General features: G+C 62.7%; 20 protein-coding genes. 9 read left to right on the forward strand and 11 right to left on the reverse strand.

Going from position 1 to position 22,456, the window contains the following annotated elements; all coding sequences use genetic code 11:
- Positions 1 to 8: 8 nt before the first annotated feature.
- Both sctV and M0D65_RS08095 read right to left on the reverse strand, forming a co-directional pair.
- Positions 9 to 2,054: a type III secretion system export apparatus subunit SctV gene (gene sctV, locus M0D65_RS08090; RefSeq protein ID WP_266252196.1), complete on the reverse strand. Its 2,046-nt coding sequence runs from the start codon at positions 2,052 to 2,054 to the stop codon at positions 9 to 11.
- Between the two features lie 5 nt (positions 2,055 to 2,059).
- Positions 2,060 to 3,118 (reverse strand): EscU/YscU/HrcU family type III secretion system export apparatus switch protein, encoded by a 1,059-nt coding sequence (locus M0D65_RS08095; RefSeq protein WP_091007005.1) that lies wholly within the window; start codon positions 3,116 to 3,118, stop codon positions 2,060 to 2,062.
- Positions 3,119 to 3,482: 364 nt separating this feature from the next.
- On the opposite strand from M0D65_RS08095, the gene M0D65_RS08100 reads away from it, so the two are divergent.
- From M0D65_RS08100 to M0D65_RS08140, 9 genes are all read left to right on the forward strand, one after another.
- On the forward strand, positions 3,483 to 4,061 hold the full coding sequence (locus M0D65_RS08100; RefSeq protein ID WP_091007003.1) for an HrpB1 family type III secretion system apparatus protein: 579 nt from the start codon (positions 3,483 to 3,485) through the stop codon (positions 4,059 to 4,061).
- Between the two features lie 62 nt (positions 4,062 to 4,123).
- On the forward strand, positions 4,124 to 4,513 hold the full coding sequence (locus M0D65_RS08105) for a serine kinase (protein ID WP_091007001.1): 390 nt from the start codon (positions 4,124 to 4,126) through the stop codon (positions 4,511 to 4,513).
- Between the two features lies 1 nt (position 4,514).
- Positions 4,515 to 5,318 (forward strand): type III secretion system inner membrane ring lipoprotein SctJ, encoded by an 804-nt coding sequence (sctJ, locus tag M0D65_RS08110; RefSeq protein WP_266252197.1) that lies wholly within the window; start codon positions 4,515 to 4,517, stop codon positions 5,316 to 5,318.
- A 44-nt stretch (positions 5,319 to 5,362) separates the two neighbouring features.
- Positions 5,363 to 6,178, forward strand: coding sequence for a type III secretion protein HrpB4 (locus tag M0D65_RS08115; RefSeq protein WP_266252198.1), 816 nt, complete (start codon positions 5,363 to 5,365; stop codon positions 6,176 to 6,178).
- Positions 6,172 to 7,179 (forward strand): type III secretion system stator protein SctL, encoded by a 1,008-nt coding sequence (sctL, locus tag M0D65_RS08120; RefSeq protein ID WP_266252199.1) that lies wholly within the window; start codon positions 6,172 to 6,174, stop codon positions 7,177 to 7,179. The genes M0D65_RS08115 and sctL overlap by 7 nt, the downstream gene beginning before the upstream one ends.
- A 102-nt stretch (positions 7,180 to 7,281) precedes the next feature.
- The gene (gene sctN / locus M0D65_RS08125) at positions 7,282 to 8,586 is read left to right on the forward strand and encodes a type III secretion system ATPase SctN (RefSeq protein ID WP_245811383.1); all 1,305 of its coding nucleotides are present in this window, start codon (positions 7,282 to 7,284) and stop codon (positions 8,584 to 8,586) included.
- A gap of 16 nt (positions 8,587 to 8,602) precedes the next feature.
- A complete protein-coding gene (locus M0D65_RS08130; RefSeq protein WP_266252200.1) occupies positions 8,603 to 9,088 on the forward strand; it encodes a type III secretion system protein in 486 nt (161 codons plus the stop codon).
- Positions 9,089 to 9,124: 36 nt separating this feature from the next.
- On the forward strand, positions 9,125 to 9,931 hold the full coding sequence (gene sctT, locus M0D65_RS08135) for a type III secretion system export apparatus subunit SctT (protein ID WP_091006989.1): 807 nt from the start codon (positions 9,125 to 9,127) through the stop codon (positions 9,929 to 9,931).
- Between the two features lie 82 nt (positions 9,932 to 10,013).
- Positions 10,014 to 10,430: an HrpB1 family type III secretion system apparatus protein gene (locus M0D65_RS08140; RefSeq protein WP_245811316.1), complete on the forward strand. Its 417-nt coding sequence runs from the start codon at positions 10,014 to 10,016 to the stop codon at positions 10,428 to 10,430.
- A 58-nt stretch (positions 10,431 to 10,488) separates the two neighbouring features.
- On the opposite strand, the gene M0D65_RS08145 is transcribed toward M0D65_RS08140, so the two are convergent.
- The 9 genes from M0D65_RS08145 to M0D65_RS08185 form a co-directional block, all read right to left on the reverse strand.
- Positions 10,489 to 14,823 carry a hypothetical protein gene (locus tag M0D65_RS08145; RefSeq protein WP_266252201.1) on the reverse strand — a complete coding sequence of 1,445 codons (4,335 nt, stop codon included), beginning with the start codon at positions 14,821 to 14,823 and terminating at the stop codon, positions 10,489 to 10,491.
- Between the two features lie 165 nt (positions 14,824 to 14,988).
- Positions 14,989 to 15,615 carry a hypothetical protein gene (locus tag M0D65_RS08150; RefSeq protein ID WP_266252202.1) on the reverse strand — a complete coding sequence of 209 codons (627 nt, stop codon included), beginning with the start codon at positions 15,613 to 15,615 and terminating at the stop codon, positions 14,989 to 14,991.
- Positions 15,616 to 15,707: 92 nt separating this feature from the next.
- The gene (locus tag M0D65_RS08155; RefSeq protein ID WP_308076622.1) at positions 15,708 to 16,757 is read right to left on the reverse strand and encodes a phage tail tip lysozyme; all 1,050 of its coding nucleotides are present in this window, start codon (positions 16,755 to 16,757) and stop codon (positions 15,708 to 15,710) included.
- Positions 16,758 to 17,007: 250 nt separating this feature from the next.
- Positions 17,008 to 17,595 carry a hypothetical protein gene (locus tag M0D65_RS08160; protein ID WP_266252203.1) on the reverse strand — a complete coding sequence of 196 codons (588 nt, stop codon included), beginning with the start codon at positions 17,593 to 17,595 and terminating at the stop codon, positions 17,008 to 17,010.
- Between the two features lie 134 nt (positions 17,596 to 17,729).
- On the reverse strand, positions 17,730 to 18,584 hold the full coding sequence (locus M0D65_RS08165) for a methionyl-tRNA formyltransferase (RefSeq protein WP_266252204.1): 855 nt from the start codon (positions 18,582 to 18,584) through the stop codon (positions 17,730 to 17,732).
- Positions 18,585 to 18,885: 301 nt separating this feature from the next.
- Complete coding sequence (locus M0D65_RS08170) at positions 18,886 to 19,476, reverse strand: hypothetical protein (RefSeq protein ID WP_266252205.1); 591 nt, start codon at positions 19,474 to 19,476, stop codon at positions 18,886 to 18,888.
- A 181-nt stretch (positions 19,477 to 19,657) separates the two neighbouring features.
- The gene (locus tag M0D65_RS08175; protein WP_266252206.1) at positions 19,658 to 20,176 is read right to left on the reverse strand and encodes an HrpB1 family type III secretion system apparatus protein; all 519 of its coding nucleotides are present in this window, start codon (positions 20,174 to 20,176) and stop codon (positions 19,658 to 19,660) included.
- A 197-nt stretch (positions 20,177 to 20,373) separates the two neighbouring features.
- Positions 20,374 to 20,868 (reverse strand): lytic transglycosylase domain-containing protein, encoded by a 495-nt coding sequence (locus tag M0D65_RS08180; protein WP_266252207.1) that lies wholly within the window; start codon positions 20,866 to 20,868, stop codon positions 20,374 to 20,376.
- A gap of 39 nt (positions 20,869 to 20,907) precedes the next feature.
- Positions 20,908 to 22,332, reverse strand: coding sequence for a helix-turn-helix transcriptional regulator (locus tag M0D65_RS08185; RefSeq protein WP_266252208.1), 1,425 nt, complete (start codon positions 22,330 to 22,332; stop codon positions 20,908 to 20,910).
- Positions 22,333 to 22,456: the final 124 nt, after the last annotated feature.

The raw sequence follows: 22,456 nt of genomic DNA on the forward strand, positions 1-22,456 counted from the left end.
CTCCGGGCCTAGTTCATCAGCCGGCCGATCGGCTGCAGGTCGATATGCGCACCGAGTTCCTGGTAGGAATACACGGGCAGCCAGCCAAGACGCGCTTCGATCATCCGCTTCACATAGCGGCGAATATCCATCGATGCAATCAGCGCCAGCGGCCCGCGCGGTGACTCGCCGACCAGCTGGACCAGGTTGTCGACGAGATGGCCAATCTCGTCGGGTGGCAGGGCGAGGAAGTTGCCGGTCGGCGTTTGCTTGATCGACTGGCGGATATGCTGCTCGACCTGCACATCGACGAGCACAGCCGGCAGATCGCGTGGCCCGCCGGTTGCGCGGTAGGCGATCATCTTGCCGAGGTCGACACGGATGTACTCCGTGAGCATCAGCATGTCTTTCTCTTTCGGACCCCACGTAATCAGGCTTTCCGTGATGCTGCGGATATTGCGGATCGGCACCTGTTCTTCGAGCAACCGGCGCAGGACGTCGGCCATCTTCTGCAGCGGCAGCGCCTTTTGCACTTCGGCTACGAGCCCCGGATAGTCGGTCTCCAGCTGGTCGAGCATCCATTGCGTTTCCTGGATGCCGAGGAACAGATGCGCGCTGCCGCGTAACAGCGAGATGGTGTGCTGCGCGATGACGACTTCGGCCTTGCGCGGCGTGTTGTCGACAACTTCGGCGACTGCGGCTGTTTCGGCAGGCACGACCGCGCCATCCTCTTCCGTGACCATGGCCGCGGCCGCAGCCGTTGCAGCCGGCGCGAGCAGTTCCGCCGCGGCGGCGCTGAGGTTCGCGCGCGCATGCGGCACGTCGAAGATCACGACTTCGTAGGTATCGTCGGGCAGGGTTTCATCGGCCCACATCATGATGCCGGGGAAGGGCAGGCCGACTTCGGCCTGCAGCTTCGCGCGCTGGGTATCGAACGCCTTGTCGAGCGCGTCGCCGGACAGGCGCGCGCTCAGGTCCTTCGACATGCGCACGCCGATCGGGCAGGTGAACTGCGGCGCCCGCGAGAGGATGGACGGCGCTTCGCCTTTCGCGCCGGCGCGTTGCAGCGACACGACCGGCTTGCCCGAACTGCCGCCCTTGCGGCCCGACTTCTTTTGCAGGCGGTAGCCGACGAATGCGAGCAGGAACGACAGCAGCAGGAACAGCGGCGCCGGAAAGCCCGGCACCGCGGCGAAGCCGAGCAGCATCAGGGCGGCGAAGTAGAGCGCGCGCGAGCTGCTGCCGAACTGGCGGGTGATGTCGTCGCCAAGCGAACGCTCTTCGTCGCCGTGCGAGTCGTCGCCGACCCGCGTGATCATCACGCCGGCCGCCACCGAGATCAGCAGCGACGGGATCTGCGACACCATTGCATCGCCGATCGACAGTACCGAGAACCGGTTGGCCGCATCGCCCGCCGTCATGCCGTGATACGCGACGCCTACCGCAATGCCGGCCACGATGTTGATCATCGTGATCATCAGCCCCGCGATCGCATCGCCCTTGACGAACTTCATCGCACCGTCCATGCCGCCATGCAACTGGCTTTCCATCGCGAGCATCGCGCGCTTCTTGCGCGCTTCGTCGGCGGTCAGGATGTTGGCGCGCAGGTCGGCGTCGATACTCATCTGCTTGCCCGGCATCGCGTCCAGCGTGAAGCGCGCGCCGACTTCCGCAACCCGCTCGGAGCCTTTCGCGATCACGATGAACTGCACCACGGCGATGATCATGAACACCACGAGCCCGACCACGAGGTTGCCGCCCACCACCAGCTCGCCGAAGCTTTCGATGATGTCGCCGGCATCCGCGTGCAGCAGGATCGACTTGGTCGACGCGATGTTCAGCGACAGGCGGAACAGCGTCGTGAACAGCAGCATCGACGGGAACGACGACAGCGACGTGATGCTGCCGATATACATCGTCACCATCAGCAGCGTCACGCTGATCGTGATGTTGATCGACAGCAGGATGTCGATGACGATGGTCGGCAGCGGCAGGATCATCAGCGAAATGATCGCGACCAGTAGAAGCGCGATACCGGCTTCACCAAACCCGGGAATCTTGAAGTTCTTGAACATGTGGACTACTCCGTGAGCGCGACTTTGGTGCCGATACCGCTGACCCAGCGAAGAATCGCTGCGACGACTTCGAACAACTCTTCGGGAATCGGCTGGTTTTCCGGGATTTTGTGCAACTGGCGCGCGACCGGCGGGTTGGCGACGATCGGAATGCCCATGGCGGCGGCGCGCCGGCGCAGCAGCAGCGCATCGCCGTCAAGCCCCTTGGCGATCACCACCGGCAGCGGGAATTCGCTCGGGTCGTAACGCAGCGCGACCGCGTAGTGAACCGGGTTGACGACCACCACGTTGGCCCGCTTCAGGCCGCCGGTCGGGCCTTCGTTCGCGAACTGGTGCGCGAGCTTCTTGCGCTCGCCCTTGACCTCCTGGTTGCCCTCGCTGTCCTTGAATTCGCGCTTGACCTCGTCCTTGCTCATCTTGTGTTTCTTGATGAACATCATGGCCTGCAGTTTGTAATCCACCGCGGCGATGACGATGAAAACGCCGAGCGCCGTGGCGAACACCTTCATCACGACCGACCACAACACGTGGATCAGTTGCGCGAGCGGCTGGTCCAGCGCGCTCGCGACGACCGGCATGACCGAGACGATGGTCGTCTTCATCACGGCGAGGATCAGGACGCCTTTCACGGTCATCTTCGCCAGATCGAGCATCGAGTTCGCCGAGAAGATCTTTTGCAGCCCGGCGGCGGGATTGACCGCATCGAACTTCGGAGCCATCGCTTCGAAGGAAAACTGCAGGCCGGTTTGCGGCACCAGTGCGAGGATCGCTGCGAACAGGCCGATCGCGGCGACGCCGCACACCATGCCGAGCGTATGGCCCGCCATGTCGGCGAACGCGACGTAGAGCGCGTCGAGCGATCTAGGCCCGCTCATGAAATCGAGTGCAGTTTTGATCACCGCGCGAAACGAATCGACCATGTAGTGCTGACCCGCCTGCAGCACGAGCAGCATGCTGCCGAGCGCTGCGACTTCGACGACGTCGGTGCTCTTCGCGACCTCGCCTTTTTCGCGCGCCTTGCGCAGCTTCTGCTCACTGGGTTCTTCGGTTTTATCGTCGGCCATCTTTCTCTACGCACCGTGGTGAGTTGCTGGTCGGCTTGTTGCTCAGGGCGGCAGCCGGGTGAGGCGCCGCCGTAGACATACGTTATCTGTTCGGGTCTTCGCAACGGCGGCCCGATGCGAAGACCGGGCGGGGCGTGCGAAGCGATGCGCCGCAGTGGGGCAGCTATCAGGCAGACGCATGGAAATATCCCGTAACGACGCCCCGGCAGCCCCGTTCGCGGGTTGCTTCGCATATCGGTGTGCGACTTCGTGCCAGACGCCCGGCGCGAAGCTGTCGCCACGTAATGTCTCGATCATGGTCGGCAGAAATATGTCGGGCAGAAGAGGGGCTTTCCGCAATCTTTGATTTTCTTGGGGAAAAGGAATGAGTGATCAGAGGGAACACGCGACATGCGCGCCGGCGGTGCTAGGCTGCCTCGCCGATCTGGTCGGTGCGGCGTTTGGCGGGTCCGATGGGCCGGCGACGAAGGTCGACGTGGACGACATCGAGCAGCTGGTCGAGGCCTTGCATGTGCTGCGGCCCACGTGTGTGGAATTCGCATTCTTCGACGGCTGGCTGTTCATGCTCCGCAAGGAGTGGGCCGAAGCGGAATCGGTATATCGCGGCCTGATCGAGCGTTCGGTATGCATGCCGGCTAGCCGCGGCATGCTGCTTCAATGCATGAAGGCGACCCATACGTTCGGCTGGCAGGACGAAGCGCGCAAGGTCATCGAGGAATGCGGCAACGACGACGTGACGCGCCTCGCGAAGACGCTGATCGCCAACGACGATCTGCAGCACGCGTACGCCGCGGCGCGTCGTACGGGGCAGTTCGTGACGCCCGAGTCGACCCGCGAACTGGAACAGGAAAAAGAAAAGGCCGCGCAGGAGCCACAACCGAGCGTGGCGCGCACGCTGACAGCCGACGACATGCTGATGTCGATGCAGTACATCCGCATCTAGTCCTGCCTCTGGTAGTAGCGGTACCCAGACGTTTCGATCTTCGTAGGAGAGCCGACGTGGACATGGCGATGATTGCGCAGTTTCAGCAGCAGATCGCATCGACATCGTCGAGTACCGGCGTCGATGCTTCGGTTTCGCCGCAACAGGCGGACCGGTTCCAGGCGTTGATGAACGAGGGTGTGCCGACGCCACCGGTGCAGAGCGTGCCCGAGCACCCGGACCACAACATCGTGGCGAAGGCCGTCGCGGAACAGGCGACTTACTACCAGCAGGCGCCGAACGACGTGATGTATCTGACGCAGCACATGAGTTCGCTGTCGATGGAACGCATGGCCGCCGCGAACATGACGGTGCAGCTCGAAATTGCCAGCCTCAATGCCGATCTGCAGGTGAAGATGGCTGCCGTCTCGTCGTCGAAAGACGCCGTTCAGACTCTGATGAAGAACCAATAACATGACCCCTCTCTCACGCAATGTTGCGCGCGGATGCAAGCTGCTGACCTGCGCAGCCCTCGTTTTCATGCTGAGCGCCTGCCACAAGGAGCTGTATGGCCAGTTGAACGAGCGCGACTGTAATGAAATCGTCGCCGCGCTGGTCCAGTACGGCGTCGATGCCGAGAAGAGCACACCCGACGGCGGCAAGACGTGGTCGGTCAGCGTCGAGGAAAAGCAGCTCGTGCGCGCGATGGAGATTCTGCGGGCACGCGGTATTCCGTCGAAGAAATTCGACGACCTGGGCGGGCTCTTCAAGAAGGACGGCCTCGTCTCCACGCCGACCGAGGAACGCGTGCGTTTTATCTATGGTCTGTCGCAGGAACTCGACGATACGTTGACGAAAATCGACGGGGTGGTCGAAGCGCGCGTGCAGATCGTGCTGCCGAACAACGATCCGCTCGCGGAATTGGCCCGTCCTTCGTCGGCTTCGGTATTCATCAAATACCGCTCGGACGCGAACGTCGAAACGCTGACGCCCGCGATCAAGAATCTCGTCGTGCATAGCATCGAAGGGCTGACCTACGACCAGGTCAGCGTGATCTCGGTGCCTGCCGATCCGCTTACGGTGCCGACGGCGTATGTGCAGAGCGGGGGCGGCACGCTCGGTTATGTGGCGCTCGCGTTCGGTGTCGTCCTGATCGGGCTGGCGGGGGCGTTCCTGCGCTGGCGCGACAGGTTCGCGGGACTGATGCAGGGCCAGCTGTCGGGCGTGCTGGCAAAACGTGGTGCGCGTGCGCCGAAGGCATCCAAAACAGCGGCCTGAGCGGCGGCCTGAAATTCGACCTCTGAGCGTGTACCGGGAGTGAGATGAGCGATGCTCAGACTATCGACGACAGCGTATTTGCCGACGACTTCAGCGCGGCGATCGACGCGGCGGAGCAGTTCACGCAGGCTGCGTCGGATGCTCCGCAAGCATCCGATGTAGCGGACGCGTCCGACCCGTCCGAAGCATCCGACACGGCGTCGCCCGAACCCACCGTCGATCCAGCGGTGAAGCTTTCGCTCACCATCGCGGCAAACCTGGCCGAATACCACCAGCGCCGCCGCACGCTGTTCGAGTGGATGCATCCGGCCCGCGTCGCCTCGTTTGCGTATGCAGCCTGTTTGCCCGGGCTCAACGCCCGGCGCGGCGCGCAACTGGCCGAAGCCTTCCTCGACAGCGTCGGATTTACAGCGGCGCCACTACCCGCGTTCGGCGATGCGAGCGTCGCGTTGATGCGCCTGCCGCTGGCGGACTGCCTGAAAGTATTGCGCATGCGCGTACTGGTCGAGCACGTCTACGAGCTACGCCTGTGGATCGACCGGCCGCGCCGCGTGCTGCTCGACGAATGGCTCGGCCCGCATCTGACACGCATGCTGCTCGCGCAACGCGGCGGCCTGACTGCCGGCCAGCCGCTGCGCGGCGAACCCAGCGCGGATTCGCTTGCGCTGCAAGGCTTTCGCCTGTTCGAGCGCGACTGTCGCTGGAGCGCCGACCATCCCATGATGCTGCTGCAGTTCGCATTGCCGGACGAGACTGCGCCCGCGCGTCTACCGGACACACCCGGCCATGCGAAAGTGAGCAAAACCAGCCTCACGCTGGTTTCTCAACTAGCCGACTTTTTCCCGACACGATCATGGTGATCTGGTTACGCAATCCGGATGCGCTGAGGGATGGCATGGGCCACGGTGTCGGCATTACCGACGACGTGGTGCGCGCCGAACACTTTGGAGCGCTGGTCGAGATCGACCGCGCATATGAAGATCTGAACCGGCGCTGCGCGGCGGTGTTAGAGGAAGCGCGCGCGCAGGCTCAGGCCATTCTCGATGCGGCGCAGGCGCAAGCGGACGAACTGGTTGCGCAGGCGCAGGCGACCTATGAGGGCTCGGCCAGAATGGGCTACGAAGCGGGCTGGGAGCAGGGGCTCGCCGACTGGCACGAACGCAGCCTGCGCATGCTGGCCGACATGCCTTCGATCGGGCAGCGCCAGCGCGACCGGCTTGCGCAACTGGTGGCGCTCGCGGTCGAACAGATCGTCGCGACGGCCGATCCGATTGCGCTGTTCAGACAGGCCGCGTCGACGGTCGAGTGCATCGTTGCCGACGGTAGTCCGGTCAAGGTACGCGTCCATCCGCACGATCTCGCGGCAGCGACGGCGGCGTTCGGCGCGGTGGCACGCGAGTGGCGCGAGGTTGGGCGCGTGGTGAATCTGCAGGTGAGTTCCGATGCGCAACTGGAGCGCGGCTACTGCATCTGCGAGACCGATCTCGGTGCGGTCGATGCGAGTCTGCCGCAGCAACTGGCCGCGATTCGCGACGCACTGTCGCGTGCGATCGACGGCTTGCCGCCCGATGACGACGAACCCGAATCCGAACCCGCTATGCAGAACGAAAACGACGTCGAGCGGCTGGAGCGGGGCGGGGACCAGGACTTCGTCGCCGCGCAGGATACCGCTGATGACGAATACGCCCGCACGGCGAGCCATACCGAATTGCTCGCTGCGCAGCAGAGCGAAGCCGGCAATCCGGCAGACCCCGAAGAACAGAACTTCTTTGCCGACGCCGTTGCCGCTGTCGAGCATACGCACGCTCCCACCGCCGACATCGGCGCCGAATTCGAAACCGCAGAGCGCGATGTCGCTTGACGCCGTACTGCCACGCTTGCCCAGGGACACTTCCACATGAAGACTTTCGACACCGACGATCAACCCGACACGGGGCTCGCCAGCGATGACCGCTTCGATTTCATGGCCAATGCGATCGAACGCGAGCTGCGCGCGCGGGTGCGTCCGACGGCTGCCGGCAAGGTTCAGGAAGTGATCGGTACGCTGCTGAAAGTCAGCGGACTCGACGCGACGCTTGGCGAGCTGTGCGAGCTGCGTTCGCCACAGGGACAGCTGCTGCAAAGCGCCGAAGTGGTCGGTTTCTCGCGCGATATCGCGTTGCTGTCGCCGTTCGGCCGGCTCGGCAGCATCTCGCGCGAAACGCGTGTGGTCGGTCTGAAGCGTCCACTCGCGATCCGCATCGGCGATGGGTTGCTGGGACGTGTGATCGACAGTCTCGGGCAACCGATCGACGGCAAGGGCGAGCTCGATTGCCACGAATTCCAGCCGGTTTTCGCGGACCCGCCGTCGCCGATGAGTCGCCCTGTGATCGACCGGCCGATGCCGACCGGCGTGCGTGCGGTGGACGGCATGATGACGCTCGCCGAAGGCCAGCGGATGGGTATCTTCGCACCGGCCGGCGCGGGCAAGAGCACGTTGATGGGCATGTTCGCGCGCGGTGCGCAATGCGACATCAACGTGATTGCGCTGATCGGCGAACGCGGCCGCGAAGTCCGCGAATTCGTCGAACACATTCTCGGCCCGGAAGGCATGGCGCGCTCGGTGGTGGTGTGCGCGACCTCCGACCGCTCGTCGATCGAGCGCGCGAAAGCCGCTTACGCGGCGACCGCGGTGGCCGAATACTTCCGCGATCGCGGCCTGCGTGTGCTGCTGATGATGGACTCGCTCACGCGCTTCGCCCGCGCGCAGCGCGAGATCGGTCTGGCAATGGGCGAACCGCCGACCCGCCGCGGTTTCCCGCCGTCGATCTTCGCCGAACTGCCGCGTCTGCTCGAGCGCGCGGGTCTCGGTGTGCGCGGCTCGATTACCGCGCTCTACACCGTGCTCGCCGAAGACGAATCGGGTGGCGATCCGATCGCGGAGGAAGTGCGCGGGATTCTCGACGGTCACATGATCCTGTCGCGTGAAATCGCGGCGCAAAACCGCTATCCGGCCATCGACGTGCTGGGCAGCCTGTCGCGCGTGATGACCCAGGTCGTGCCGCGCGAACACGTCGCATCGGCCGGTCACATCCGCCGCCTGATGGCGCGGCACAAGGAAGTCGAACTGCTGTTGCAGGTCGGCGAATACCAGAGCGGCAGCGATCCGCTCGCCGACGAAGCGATTCGCAAGATCGAGGTGATTCGCGCGTTCCTCGCGCAAGAGACCGACGAACTCGTCGACCCGGCCGTCACGGTCGACTTCCTGCATCAGATCGTTCAGGCGTAAGGAGGCGCAACACATCGTGAAGGATCGCCGGGTCGTCTCGCTCGAACGGGTGCTGTCGCGTCGCAAGACGCTCGACCGCAAGCTGAACGACGCGCTGCTTGCGTTGCGCGGCGAGCGTCAGGCGCTAGAGGGCGTGGTCACCGAATGCCGCAACGCAGCCGATCAGCAAGCCGAGGTGGTTGCAGAACAGGACCGCAAGCTCGACGAGATGATGGGCCAGGCGTTCAGCCCCGATGCGTACCTGCGCCTGCGCGAACATCAGCTCGCGATGGGCGAGCGTCACGCGCAGTTGCAAAACGAAACGGCGCGCGCCGTTGCGCAGGTCGAAAGCAAGCAGGCGGAAATCGACCAGAGCCGCGCGAAGATCGTGCAGAACCGCGCGCGCATCGATATCTACGGCGAACGGCGCGACAAGTTGTGTCTCGCCATCAACACGGCCATCGAAGACGCCCAGGACGAGGAAGCCTCCGAGAGCAGGCGACCGGGACCGCGACCGTTTTGACGCGACGCACGTCCTCCCATTACTGAAGAAACCATCATGAGCAGCCTGAGTTACGAAGCGATCGAGTCGAGCCATCAACTGGTTCGCTACATGATGACGCTGGCGCTGTGCAGCGAGCGTCTGATCGTGCTGATGATCATCTTCCCGCCTACCAGCGACAGCGTCGTGCAGGGCCGTCTGCGCACCGCACTCTCGTTGTTGTGGGGCAGCTTCGTCGCTTATGGCCAGCACGGCACGCTCGATCAGCAGAGCGGGTTGTTTCTCGTCGGGGTCGGCCTGAAGGAAGCGTTGATCGGCGTGGGCCTCGGCTTTGCGGCGTCGACGGTGTTCTGGGCCGCGGAAAGCGTCGGCACCTACGTCGACGATCTGACCGGCTTCAACAATATCCAGATGTCCAACCCGAGCTCGGGACAACAGACCTCGTTGACCTCGACGCTGCTCAGTCAGTTCGCGATCGCGGCGTTCTGGGTGCTGGGCGGCATGATGTCGCTGCTCGGCGCGGTGTACGAATCGTATCAATGGTGGCCACTCGAAAATCTCGCGCCGGTGGGCGGTCGAATCATCGAAGCCTTCGTGATGCACAAGACCGATTCCCTGATGGAAACGGTTGCCAAGCTGGCAACCCCGCTCATGCTGTTGCTGTTGTTGATCGATATCGGTTTCGGCTTTACCGGCAAGGTGTCGTCGAAGCTGAACCTGACGTCGCTAGGGCAGCCGGTCAAGGGCGCGCTGACAGTGCTGATGCTGGCGCTGCTGGCCAGCGTCTTCATCGACGAGGTGCGCGGCCAGCTTTCGCTCAGCAACATCACCGCGGAATCGCGCGCGATCGCACATGGCAATTGAGCAAACCGTACGTTGCAGGGAGCGATTTTGTGTAACCCACGGGGTAGCGATGAAATGGATGACCAATAAGCGGAACCGCGGCTTGAACCGTGGTCCACACGACAAAGACGAACTCGTCGAAGGCATGCTCGGCGTGTTGTGGGCCGGCGCGCAACTCGATCTGCCCGGCGATCTGCGCGTGCTGGAAGATCTGCTCGATGCGATTGGCGTGATGCAGCCGGAGGTGGAGGAAGACCGCGTCGCGCTTGCGTGGTGGCATGTGCGTGCGCGGGCGTGGGCGGATGCACTGGCCGAGTTGCGGCGTACCGAGCGTGGCGGTGCGTTGTCGTCGCTTGGAACGGCCTTAATGGCCGTGTGCCTGTTTGCGCTGAAAGACCCGACGTGGCGAACTTATGCGTATGCGGCGGCGTATCAGTCGGACAATGCGCTTGCGACGAAGACGGCGCTTGCGTTGCTGGCCGCGCCGGAGATCGAGCCGTTTGGGGGCGATGTGGAGTGAAAACGCGTGAGCGGCGGCGCTGTCACGCGCCAGCCTCGATTGACGCGGAGAACATGCCCTAGGCGGGAAACACGGAGACGGCGCGGCTGCTTTCAGACGACGCCGTTTTCTGCCACCGCAGAAAGAAGTCGATACCCATGTCTTCCGACGTTTTACCCTTGCTCCGCACCGCCATATTCTTGGCGGTCCAGCATGCGCGGTACGACAGGATCGAGTTCATCGCCTTTCGTGTTTCGGCCGCGGTAGCCATGTCGCCTTGCAGCACGGCCAGTGCTTCGACACCGCGGAGGCCGTCGATCAGGCCGCTGATCCGCGGATTCATTTCGTATTTGATATTGAACTGGAAGCTCGAATTCGAGCCTGCCGCGCGGAGATCGCTTTCGAATTGCGCGAGGATGCCGGCAGCGACGGTGCGCCGCTCGAACGTGTCGGCCTCTTCGGTCTTCTCCCGCGGGAGTACATCGAGACAGCGCAGCAACCAGTCCTCGCGATTCGTTTCGATCTCGGCCAGCAGATCCTTGGGCGTTCCGTAGCTGCGGTCCACGCTGCCGCCGGTCAGGTCGCCGATCGGGAATCGTGTCGCGCCATTCTTCTCGAAGTTCGATGCGAGTTCGCGCGACACTTCCACGAGGTTGCCGGTGAGATTGATGTGTGCCTCGCCGGTGCCCTTGCCGTCGGCGCCGATCTTGCCGATCGGCTGCTGAAATGGCGTGCCCATTACGCCAGCACTTGCCGATGCATTGGCGCGTTGACGGGTCTGGCTACTCTGGTCGTATACGGCCTGGTGAGGGTAGCCGGTTTGCTCGGTTCCGCGCTCGGTGGTTCTCTCCGCCTTCAAGGAAAGCGGCGTTACGGTAGCGCCCACCGAAAAGTGGTGTCCCGGCGTGCGAAGACGGGCGATCGCACCGGCTTCCATGGTGAACTGATTCGTTTGCGCTTTCCTTTCTCCCGACGCGACGAGCGCATCGGGACACATCGCGAAGATCGCTTCCAGCGGGTCGGCGAATGGCGCACCGTCGTCGGCCACCTTCTCGTCCCAGGCGAGCATGACGTCCAGCAGATTGAGCGTGTCGTCGATCGCCTCCTGCTCCTTGCGCGCACCCTTCTCATCCTTGCCACGCAGAATCCTGAAGGTCGTGGAGGTGGTGACGGGGCGCGCCATTTCGAATTTGACCGTACCGGAAGGCGCGGTCAAGGTTGCGATGCCGACCTCGAGCCTGTGTCCCAGGGTGACTTTTGCATCGCGCACGGTAGAGTCGATCGTACCGACCTGGATTTCCGAAGCGAACGTCGGGCTTTTGATCTGTATGTAGGATTCTGCACGTTTGGCATGAACGCCTATCGACGCGGTCATCGGAAACTTGGGCACGGCCGGCAGGATCGGAATGCCACCGCCGAGCGTACCGCCGCTCGTCAGCGTGATTTGATCGCGCAGGCGCAATGTTTCGAGCATCGGCCGGAAGAATTCCTTGACGTCGCCCTTCGAATGGACGCCGCGCATTTTCGCGAGGCGAACCTTGTCTTCGATTTTCGCGCCGCTGTCGGAGTCCGTCGCAAAGTCCTCGCGGAGTGCCGTGATCGACGATGCCATCGCGGCCTTTGTCGCATCGGGGCTCGAGCCTAGCGTCTGCTCGAGCGTTTTCAGCAGATCGACGATCGATACGCGTTCGTTCTCAAAGAGCGCTTCGATTGCTGGCGGCAACGCGACAACGTGGTTCGGATTGGGCTTGGTCAATCTGCGCGGGCCGGACGTCGGCCTGGGCGGGACGAGCAGGGCGTAGACGGCCTGGCGTATGCGGGTCTTTTCGTTCGGCCCGAGCTGGGCATCGTATATGCGTTTCGTGTGCCTGAAATCCGGCGGGCTCATCGGGCTAGCCAGACGACTGACTAGCGACGGGCTGCGCTGCTCATGGCCTACGTAATCACTCAGTGCAATGAGGGTCGCGCTGAGCAGACGCTCCTGTTCGCCTCCGGCGGCGCCGGCGGAGCTCTGAGCCGGGATTGCCGCGGTCCCTGCGCGTTGCGCTGGCTGGGTTGACTGTGCCGACAGTTCGCCGAAATGTTTTCTCGCGTCTTTGCCGAGCTGCTCGAACGTGGTCATGATGCTCGCCTCGGCACGCGTCTTGGTCGTCTCCATGCCTTGCGCTTCCATCTGCCTCTGGGCGAATTTCACCGCTCTCGGATGGAACGGCGAGGCGAGTTTTGCCGGATGCGCCGTGCGCGGCAACCAGCTCGAATAGGCCGGGCGAGTGTCTTCGAGATGTTCGATCGAATCGGTCACCTTCAACAGATTCTGGTTGTTGAGGTCGTAGTCCGATCCTTTCGCATTCGAGAGGAATCCGTTGCGAACCGCGTTGAACGCAGCTCTCTCCCTAAGCGGAAGTCCATCGACATCGAGTACCGTTTGTTCCTTGCTATTGCGCACCACACGGGAAGCGACGTTCATCGCCTTGCCCAACCACGTCTTGACATCGTCGGTTGCGCTCTTTTGAGTCTCATGCGCAATCCAGTACGCCTGGACGGCCTCTACCTGCGCTCGCTCAAGTCCGTCGCTCAACGGCGCGGTCGATGCGAGATTGAGCACCTCGGTGCCGCGCGGTATGTGCGCCATGAACTTCAGCAGATGCTCCATCTGGGCGCTCGGGGCGGTGTAGCCGATCTCGCTTCCGTCGTTTTCTGGCGGCCTGATCCAATGGTTGAGCGGATGCGCGGTCAAATCATCAAGGAGTTGGCCGGCGTCCTTCAGATTGCCACCTGTTGCTACGGCTAGCGCGCGGGAAATCATTTCCATTGCCGCGGCGCGAGGCAACATTCGCTCTGCAGTCGTATCGTCTGGCGGCAATGCTTCGGCGACTTTCTGAAGCCTGGCGACGAGGTCTCTGCCATCTGTACCCGCGAGGCTCGCAGGATCGAAACCGGGCGCGGTGGAGGCGATCGTATGGGTGCCGAGTATGCTCAGTTGCTGCTCGAGCTCCCGATTCCAGTCCAGTTGAGTCTGAGTGGTTTTTTGCTTGTTGCTAACGGATGCTCCTGGACCTTCGAGCTTGTCGCTCGCCGCTTTTAGCTTGCCTTGCAATTGACCCAGCCGGCCGATTTCTTCATCGAGGTAAGGGATGAATTCCGTCCGCGCGCGCTGCGCGTCATGAGCTTCCTCCTGACGGGTCTTGAGTATCCGGCCTGCCGAGTTTTTCAAGGCGTCTCGTGCGATTCTTTCCTGCGCGGCTTTTGCGTTCGCGCCGGGAGGGATCTGCAGTGTGGTCTGAACTTCTGCGAGCTGATTCTCCAGCTGTTCCAGTTCTTCCACGAGCGCAACCGTTTCGTCGTGCAGCTGTTGCGCGTCGGCGAGGTTCTTCGTACTCGATTGATACTTCCTGTCGATCTGCGTCTTGAGCGTTGTCAGGTGATCGACGATCCCGGCGGCATGTTCGTCTTCGTGACCCAACGCGTTGCGCACATGGGTGATCTGTGTGTCGACGAACTTGATCTTCTGGTGAACGAGATCCGTCGAGAGAACCTGCGCGCCGACATCGAGCAACGAGCTAACGGGCGCGCTTGCCCGCAGGTCTGCCGCCGCTTTCGTGAACTGGTTGTGCGCTTCCTTGAGCGATTGCTCTTTTGCCTTTACGAGTTCCGCCGCCGTGCTCGACGACGCCGGTGCGGACGCCTGGCGTTTCGCGCTTTCGAGATCGCCCTCGGCCTGCTGCACATTCCTCGCTGCCTGCTCGTAGATCTGGCGATGTGTGTCGAGCTGTTCAAGCATGCGGACCTGGCGGGCCCGGGTTTCCGTGGCGCTACTGCTCCGGTCGCCTGTGGTTAGCGTTGCCGTCCCGGAAGTCGCCTTGTAGGCGGGATCGCTAGCCATCAACTGGCGTATCGTCTTGGGCTTCACGGCGTGACCGAGGCCTGGAATCGCAGCCAGCGCACGCATCCCGAGCGAGCGCTGTGGCCTCTTGTTGATTTCCGGTAGTACCGCCAGAGATGTATCGAGTGTCGCGTCGACCCGATCGGCGATCTCATCTGCCTGGGTCAATAAACCGGAATCCGGAACGGGACCGATGGTCGACTCCGTAGACGGCTCTGTGAGGAATGCAGGATTCGGCGTGTCGCTTGAGCGGGTTTTGCCGGTTCCCAGTATCCGGCTTCCCACCGTCATCGGGCGCCCCCGGAAGTTCGCGCGTATTGCCTTGAGCTTGCCGGGTGCCGGCCGCATGAATTCGCCGGCGGACTTGAGACCGTCGATCAGCGTGTTCTGTTTTGCTTCGACCGGCGGCGTACGGGTACTTTCGTTGTTCGCGATAGCACCGTCAGTTTGCGTGACCTGTGGACGCATGTCCCGCAGTTCGATCGCATCGTCGGATGCGGTGCGGCGAGGAGGGCGGACAGTCGATGACATGGCGCGGATCGTAGTGATGAGATGCTCGTGCTAGCCGGTAGCAGCGAAGTGCTGAACCTGTAAGTGCATCTTTTAATCCGCGTGTGACACCAGTATGTGTTTGTGACGCTCTGTTACCTTCCGGACAATGATTTGAGCTGCGTCTGCGCAATCGTTCCCGTCGTCTTACGAAGCACCATCCGCGCCGGTATCGAGCGGACTGCGCTGCGCGAGCAACACATCGCGCAGAAAGTCCTGGTTGACGGCATGCCACTCCGGCGAACGCACCGATACTTCATGCGGATTCTTCTTGCCCTGCGCCTTGCGGATAACGAGCACGGTCAGTGTCAGCGCGTGTGCTTCGAGACCGTTTTCGACGGTGGAGCGCGTCGCCGCCGCGGTGTGAGTCAGCCGCTTCGCGCAGGCTGCGCGGATCGTGTGCAGCACAGGCGAGCGGAAATTCAGGCGCCAGATATCGAACGACAGTTCCGCGAGTATGGCCGCGTTCCTGTACGTCTGTTGCCTTTCGAATGCCTGTGCGAGAGCGGCGGCCATGCGCGCGAGCCGCACGTGTTCGACGTGCGTCGTGTGGGTGCGGTGCGCGCCGTGCCAAAGCCGTATCGATTCGGCGACGCGTGCCGCGCGTAGCCAGGTGTGACTGGCTGCATGCTCGACGAGCTGCCTGACGACGAGGTGGCAGAGCAGGTCGCATTGTGCTTCGTGATCCGGGCGCTCAGGTGCGGTCATATTGTTGTGTTCGGCAGGCACCGGGGTGCGCCGCGTCGAGATCGTGAGGGTGGGCTGGAACGGCATGGCCGCGATTGAACTTCGCAGCCGCACGGCAAGCGGGCGAGACGCGCTCGCTACGACACGCGCCGGATGAGTACCCGGTGCGTGTCGCCGGATCAACCCTGGACTAGCGAAAGATCGGCCAGACGCGAGGCGAGTTCTGGATCGCTCGGTTTTTCGAACGACGTCATGAACGCCGAGGTGGCGTCTTGCGCGTTGCTGGTGCCCTTGACCGCCGAGATCGCACCCGATTGCGTCGTCTGCAGCTCCTGCTTCAGGTAGCCATAGTTCGCTGCTTCACTCGACGGATCGAGACCGTTCTGCTTCGCATATGCTTCCAGACCTTCCTTGCGCGAACCGCCCCATTGCGCGATGCCATAACCGTTGGCGTTGTCGTCGGCGTTGTTGCCGGTTGGCGCACCGATCTGCCCGCCCTGGTTGATGCCCGAATTCATCCCGCCGCTTTCGTGCCACAGGTTCGCGACGATGCCTTGAGCCTGCGGCTTCGTGAGGCCGAAGTCGCTCATCAGGTTGTTGACGTACTGGTCCGCGACCTGTTGGCCTTGCGACTGCGAAAGAGCGGTGGTCTGCGGCGCGGTGCTGAGGCCGAACATCGTTGGCCCTGAGCTCGAACCTGAACTGCCGTTGGCCGGAGGTGGCGGGTTGTTCGTTGTTTGCGTGCTGCTGCCGGCAGGGGGCGCACCGTTGTTGCCGCTGTTGTTGCCACCGTTGTTGACCGGTGGTGGGTTGCTGGGGGGCGGTGGCGCGTTGCTGGTCACCGGAGGTGCGCCGTTCGTTGCAGGCGGTTGGCTGCCAGCCAACGGAGGCGCATTGCCTCCGCTACCCACCGGCGGCGCGGAACTGTAGTCCTGAGGGAAAGGGTTGCTGCTGCCGCCCGGCGACGATCCACTGCCCACCGGTGGCGCACCGCCTCCCGAGTCGTCGCCGTCAGAATTTTGCAGCACCTGCTGGAGCATCTGAAGCAATTCTTCGATGATCTGCAGGATTTGCTGTTCGTTCATGCCGGTGCCGGAGTTATTGCCGTTCAGTCCGTTAACTCCGCCCGATCCACCCGAAATATCCGACGAGCCGTAACCGTAGCTGTTGCTGTTGCTCAGATAGTCCATCGGGTTGGTCGAGTAGCCTTGCACTGCAGCGCTTGACATGACTTTCTCCGTGTATGACCGGCGTTGAGAAGTGTGCGGCCATGCACCCGATGTGCCGCTCGTTCAATCAATATAGAATTCGCGCGCCTGGCGTTCGACGTCGGCCAGGAAGTTGTGTCCAGCGGTGCGAAGCGGATTTCGCGGCATGCGAGCGAAGTGCAACGTTCGAGCGGTACATCGCGCTGCACTTCGGCTTCGGGAAAATCTGCGCTTGCACACGGCCATCAACCATTCACCGTTTCCCAGTTTGCTACCGGGTGAGGACGTTTCCGCCGAGTGCCTGTTGCAGGTCGTATCCCGCATGGTTGCTGATCTGGCCGCCGCCGTTTGCGTAGGCTGTCTGTTGCAATTGCGCACCGATCTTGGCGCCGTCGGTCTGACTCAACTTGCCGGAGGAAACCGCATGCGCGAGGATTTCCGAGGCTGCGTTGCCGTCGCCTTTGGAGAGCGCATTCTGGAAGTTCTCGAAATCGACGGGATCGCTGTTCTTGAAATTGGTCATCCCGGTCTGCGCGTCGCCTTGTTGCAAGGCCGAGCCGATCTGCGTCAGGTTGTTTCCGCCGGGTAGCGGTTGGGCATTGGGCTGCTGGGCGCCGCCGTTACCTGCCGGCGGTGCGCTATTGGCCGGCGGAGCGCCTGTGCCACCCGTGCTACCTGTACCACCCGAGCCACCGGAACCGCCCTGCTGTGCCTGCAGCAACGCCTCGATTTCGTTGAGGAGCTGCTTGATGATGTTCATCTGTTCACTGCTGCTGAGGCCGCCCAGAGAATTGCCGCCAATCGAATTGGCTGATGACAGATTCAATGGGGTGGGGCTGTTAGAGACCGCTGCGACCATGGTGAGCTCCAGTAGTAGAAAGTGCCTGGGTGATGACCGAAGGAGATCGGTAAGCTCAGTCTAGGTTTACAGCGGCTTACGGTACGTCGTGGAAGCGAACATCGCGGTCGAAACGCGAAACCTTTAGCGCAATGTCAAGGCCCCATCTGCGCGCGAATTGCCAGCGGCAGCGGGCTCCATTCGATCAATGCAATGAAACCGTCGCGTGCCGCGATCACGATCGAGCGGCGATACTCGTGCACAACTTCGCCTGGTTGATAACGGTGTGCTTCCGTCCAGCCTTCGGCACGCTTGACGGAGACCTTCGTGTCGCGCAACGGCGCGAAGCATTCGAACAGTCCGCACGCGCGCACGACGCGCATCACGTCGGCAACCGGTTGATTGAAGTCGAGCGTGCGGCGCTCGTCGTCGAGACGCGGCCAGTAGCTGCCCGGCGCTTGCGGCCGGCGTTCGTCCCACAGACGATGAAAATCGATTGCCACACGCGCGGCAAGCCGCTGTATGGCCATGCGCAGTTTCAGTTGCAGCGTTTCATGGCATTCGTCGGCGGCCATCGGAAAGTGTTCGGCATCGAGGATGTCGCCGGTATCGAATTCCGCTGCGATGCGATGACAGGTCACGCCCCACGCCGGACGTTGCTCGAGCAGGGCCTGTAGCAGCGGGTACGGACCGCGCCCCTCGGGCAACGGTGACGGATGAAAATTGATCGCGTGCGCAAGATCGTGCGTCCAGTCGGGAATTTTCCACTTATAGCCTGCTACGACGAGCGCATCGCAGCGCAGCTCACGCAGCATGGACAGATCGTCTTCGCGGATGCGCGAAAGTTTGATCGGCACGCGGTGCAGCTCCGCACGCGCAGCGGTCTCGATGTTGAAGTCGGTCTGGTTGTCGACCGGCATGGTGAACATCGCCACCGGCTCCCAACCTGACTGCACGAAAGTGTCGAACGCGGTGTTATAGCGATCGAAGCCGGCGTAAGCGAAACGCATGGTTGGTCCTGATAGAAAGGTGCGAACACGAGGAGGGGTGACCGGTCTGCGCCCGAGTAGTCTCTTTGAGGCCGGCAACCAGTCAGTGCGGATAGTCGCGACCGGTAGTCATGTCGTCGTTACCCACGCATGCTTAGTCGTGAGCGTACCGCCGCTGGTGGCGGACGGGGGGCAGGTGGCTAGAATTTTTGTTGATGAGCGCGAACCGGGGTGGTTCGCGCTCACGTGCCGTCGGCCTGCACCTGCGTGGCGTTTCGATCTGACCGGCGACTTCACATGCTTCGCCGGCAGGACCCAGGCATTATCCGCCGCTCGCCGCTTTTGCCGTGTTAGCGGCTCCTTTGTTCCCTAGCGAAGCGACTCCGGATGTTTGCTCTTCGGACTGGTTGGCGGCTGCGGCTGCCTCGGTTTTAGCGTTGGCGATGTCCGCTTCCGTAGTGAACTGTGCAGCATCTGCTTTTCCTTGCAGATAATGTTTTCCGGTGGACATTAGCTGGCCCACTGGGCTACCCGACCCGAACAGACCCGCAGCTTTACCCCCAACGGCCATCGCGCCGTTCGCCATGTTGCTGACGAAATTTCCACCGCCCCTCGAGCTGTCGCCGATCTCTCTGAAACTAGACGGACTTCCTTCAGCCCCACCATCGCTCCGCTTCAAGCTTCCGGAGCCACCCGCGTCGGGGCGAAAATCAGCGAGGCTGTTACTACGTCGTAACGAGCCTACGGAACTGGGGACGGCGCCCGCCAGTTTTTCGATCCCGGACGCCAGACCGCCGATAATGCCAGTCGGAGAACTCGGCTCGGAATTGCTGCCGGTCGATGCGGGTTTTAGGTCCTTGGCTGTTTCAAGGAGCTTACCAAGGACGGCCTGTGCACCGGTCTTGATTGCCATGCCACCCATAGTGAATCTCCCAAAGACGGCGAAAATTCGCCCATGAAAAAGAAGGCACTTCTTCCAAACCTGTCGAACTGCCTCTACATGAAGAAACTCTACGTCAATGCGTGAAGCGATCCGGTACAGATGCGAAGTGCGGGTCCATTTTGCGAAGCAATCTCTCGAACCGACCGCAACCTCAAGCCCGCATCCAGCTCGCCTGCATGAGCATCATCGCTTCCGCCGACGTCGCTGGCCGTGCCGACGCAGTCGCCGGCTCAACTGCCACCGGCTCTGCCGACGCAGACTCCGCCGCATGCACGCTGCCGCCGCCACTCATCTTCGCCGCCCGCTCCAGCAACTTGCTACCGATACTCGCCGCCTCGCGGTGTTCGCGCTGCTCCGCCGCCGTGCGCGCATAGCTCTGCCAGAGCGGGTCCTGCATTCCGAACAGGCACACCGCCATCAGCGCCGCATGCAGTGCCGTGCGCTTGGCGTCCTGATCGTCGTCTTCGAGCACGCGCAATGCGTCGATCCAGGACTGACGGCGCAGATGGCGCCATGCAACCACGGTGCCGGCGCCGGTCCAGCGCGGTCGCAGCACGCGGATCGCGTCGAGCAGATCTTCGAAGTCGGATAGATCATCGAGTTGCGACGCGGTCCACAGCACCTTGGTGAGGCCGCCCGCCACGTCGTCCCTGCATCCTGTGTCATTCACGATTTCGTCACCTGTGTGGGAGTTGCATATAAAGACCGTGACATCTCGCTCCATCCGTTCAGCCGCGTCTTCCTCGGCCCATGCTGTCAGTAAGGCCGACAGGATCAGTGTGTCGCATCTGCTGACGGTCCGATTTAGCCGATGCGAACGAAACGACTGCGGAGCGAAGGGGTTTCGTCATCCTGCGGGGAACGCGCTTACGACGGATCGTCGTTCGGTTCCACCCGCATGAAACGTGCGACAAGCATCTCGATCGAATGCGCGTAGCGGTCGCGCTCGGCCGGTGTTTCCGAGTGATACGCGCCGATCGCGGTCCATGTGTTGCCATACTTGACGGTCATGCGATGCAGGTACCAGGCGGCGATAAAGACGTTCTTGCACGGCACGATCAGGTCGTTCACCGAGATGCCGTAGCGCGATAGCGCCGGCAAATGGATGGAGTTGATCTGCATCATCCCGTAGTCGGTCGAACCGTTGGCGTTGTGATGGATCGCGCGCGCGTTGGCGTGCGACTCCTGCCACGCGATTGCGCGCAGGACCAGAGGGCTCACGTGCTGGTATTGCGCCGCGGCGGTGAAGCAATCGGTCTGTGTTTGCCCCTGCGCCTGTGCTTGCGCCTGTGCAACGAGCGGACAGAGGCCGAGTGAGACAAGTGCTGCCAGCAAGCAAGCGATGCGGCGTGAAATCTGCATGATGTCGTGCCCGAAGCAAAGATGACGGGTAGCGAACGATCAGCGGCCCATGGTTTGCGAAGGGGCTTCGTTAAAGACGCTGCGATAGCCGTTGATGAGCGTCGAGCGATGCTGCACGCCCCATTTCTTCGCGACGTCGAGCACGCGTGCGACCGGTGCATCGTCGTCGAGCAGTTCGTCGCGAATGCGCTCCATGCGTTGACGGCGGATCAGCTCGCTCGGCGAAAGACCCAGGTGCTTGCGGAACGCGCCTTGCATCGCGCGCTCGGTCACGCCGATCTGCGACGCGACTTCGCGTACCGACAGGTCCTTCTGATCGAGGTGATCCATCAGGTAGCGATAGGCGCGGCGATACTTCGCGGGCAGACGGGCACTGACGTCATCGGCGCGCGGCGTGCTGCGCGACTGCGCGGCTTCCGGTGCGGCCGCGGGCAGCGATACGCTGTCGGCGCGCACGTGCTGGATCGAGGCGAGCGCATAGCGGCCGTAGAGCGTTGCAAACTCCTGGGTGCGCATCTGTTGTTGCATGATCTTGGCGCGGCAGTACAGATAGTCGAGATACCAGCGCGCGTTCTGGCTCCCGTGCAGCGCCGCGGCGCCGGATTGTTCGAGCAGTTCTTCGGCTGCTGCGGTTGCATGAGCGGCGATCGCGCCGAGCGCCATCTCGAGGCACAGGCTGCGATGGTAATCGGCAAGCCCTGCCTTGCGGCTCCAGCTCGCATACGTCTTCAGAGCGGCGCGCTCTTGCGTATGGCCGGCCGCAAACGACTTCAGATGACCCAGATAAGCGAGGCGTTCGTCGAGCAGCGGCATCGACATACCGGCGGCGAGCACGGCGGGCGCACCGAGCGCAGTCTGCGAACCGGTAACCACCGAGCGCCAGTAGATGTGGTCGCCCAGCGGTTCGGTGTCGTGCAGTTCGTGCTGGGCGAGCAGGTCGCGGCGCAGCATCTCGACGAGGTAGGCCCAACGCGTGTCCGGATGAGCGGCTGCGAGCGGGGCAAGCTCGGCGAGCCGGTCGCAGGCAGCTTGCACGCAGCCCAGATGAAACAGTACGAGCGTGGCGCCGATGAGGCTGTCGAGTTGCTGCGCAGGCGTCGCGCAACGTTCTTCGGCGACGCGGCGGAAGCAGGTCAGCGCGACGTGGAACTGGTTGCGAAAGCACGCTTGCCAACCGGCGTTGCGCACCGAGACGACGCGCATGGCGTCGCGCGAGTGACGCACGGCCTTTTGCGTCTTGCGGTAGGTCTCCTCGGCTTCCTCGTGGCGTCCGAGGGCGAGTTCGAGGTCGGCGTGAATCTGCAGGGCAGTGTATTCGTCATGCGCATGATCGCTGTCTGCGAGGCTCGCGGCCAGGTGGACCGCTTCATTGAGCTGGCCGTCGAGTACGCGGGCGGCGAGGGCGGCGGGTACGCCGTCGCAGGAGAGGACCGAGGAAGCTGCAAAGTAGACTGTCGAGAACATGGTGTCGCTCCTGACTCAAAAGGCACTCGTGAGAGCTGGTAGCAGCGAAGTGCTGAACCTGTGAGTGCATCTTTTCATCGGGGCGCGACGTTGACGCGCATTTGTGATGGTCTGTTACCTTCGG

The sequence above is a fragment of the Paraburkholderia sp. CHISQ3 genome (assembly GCF_030464945.1).
GTDB classification, from domain to species: Bacteria; Pseudomonadota; Gammaproteobacteria; order Burkholderiales; family Burkholderiaceae; genus Paraburkholderia; species Paraburkholderia megapolitana.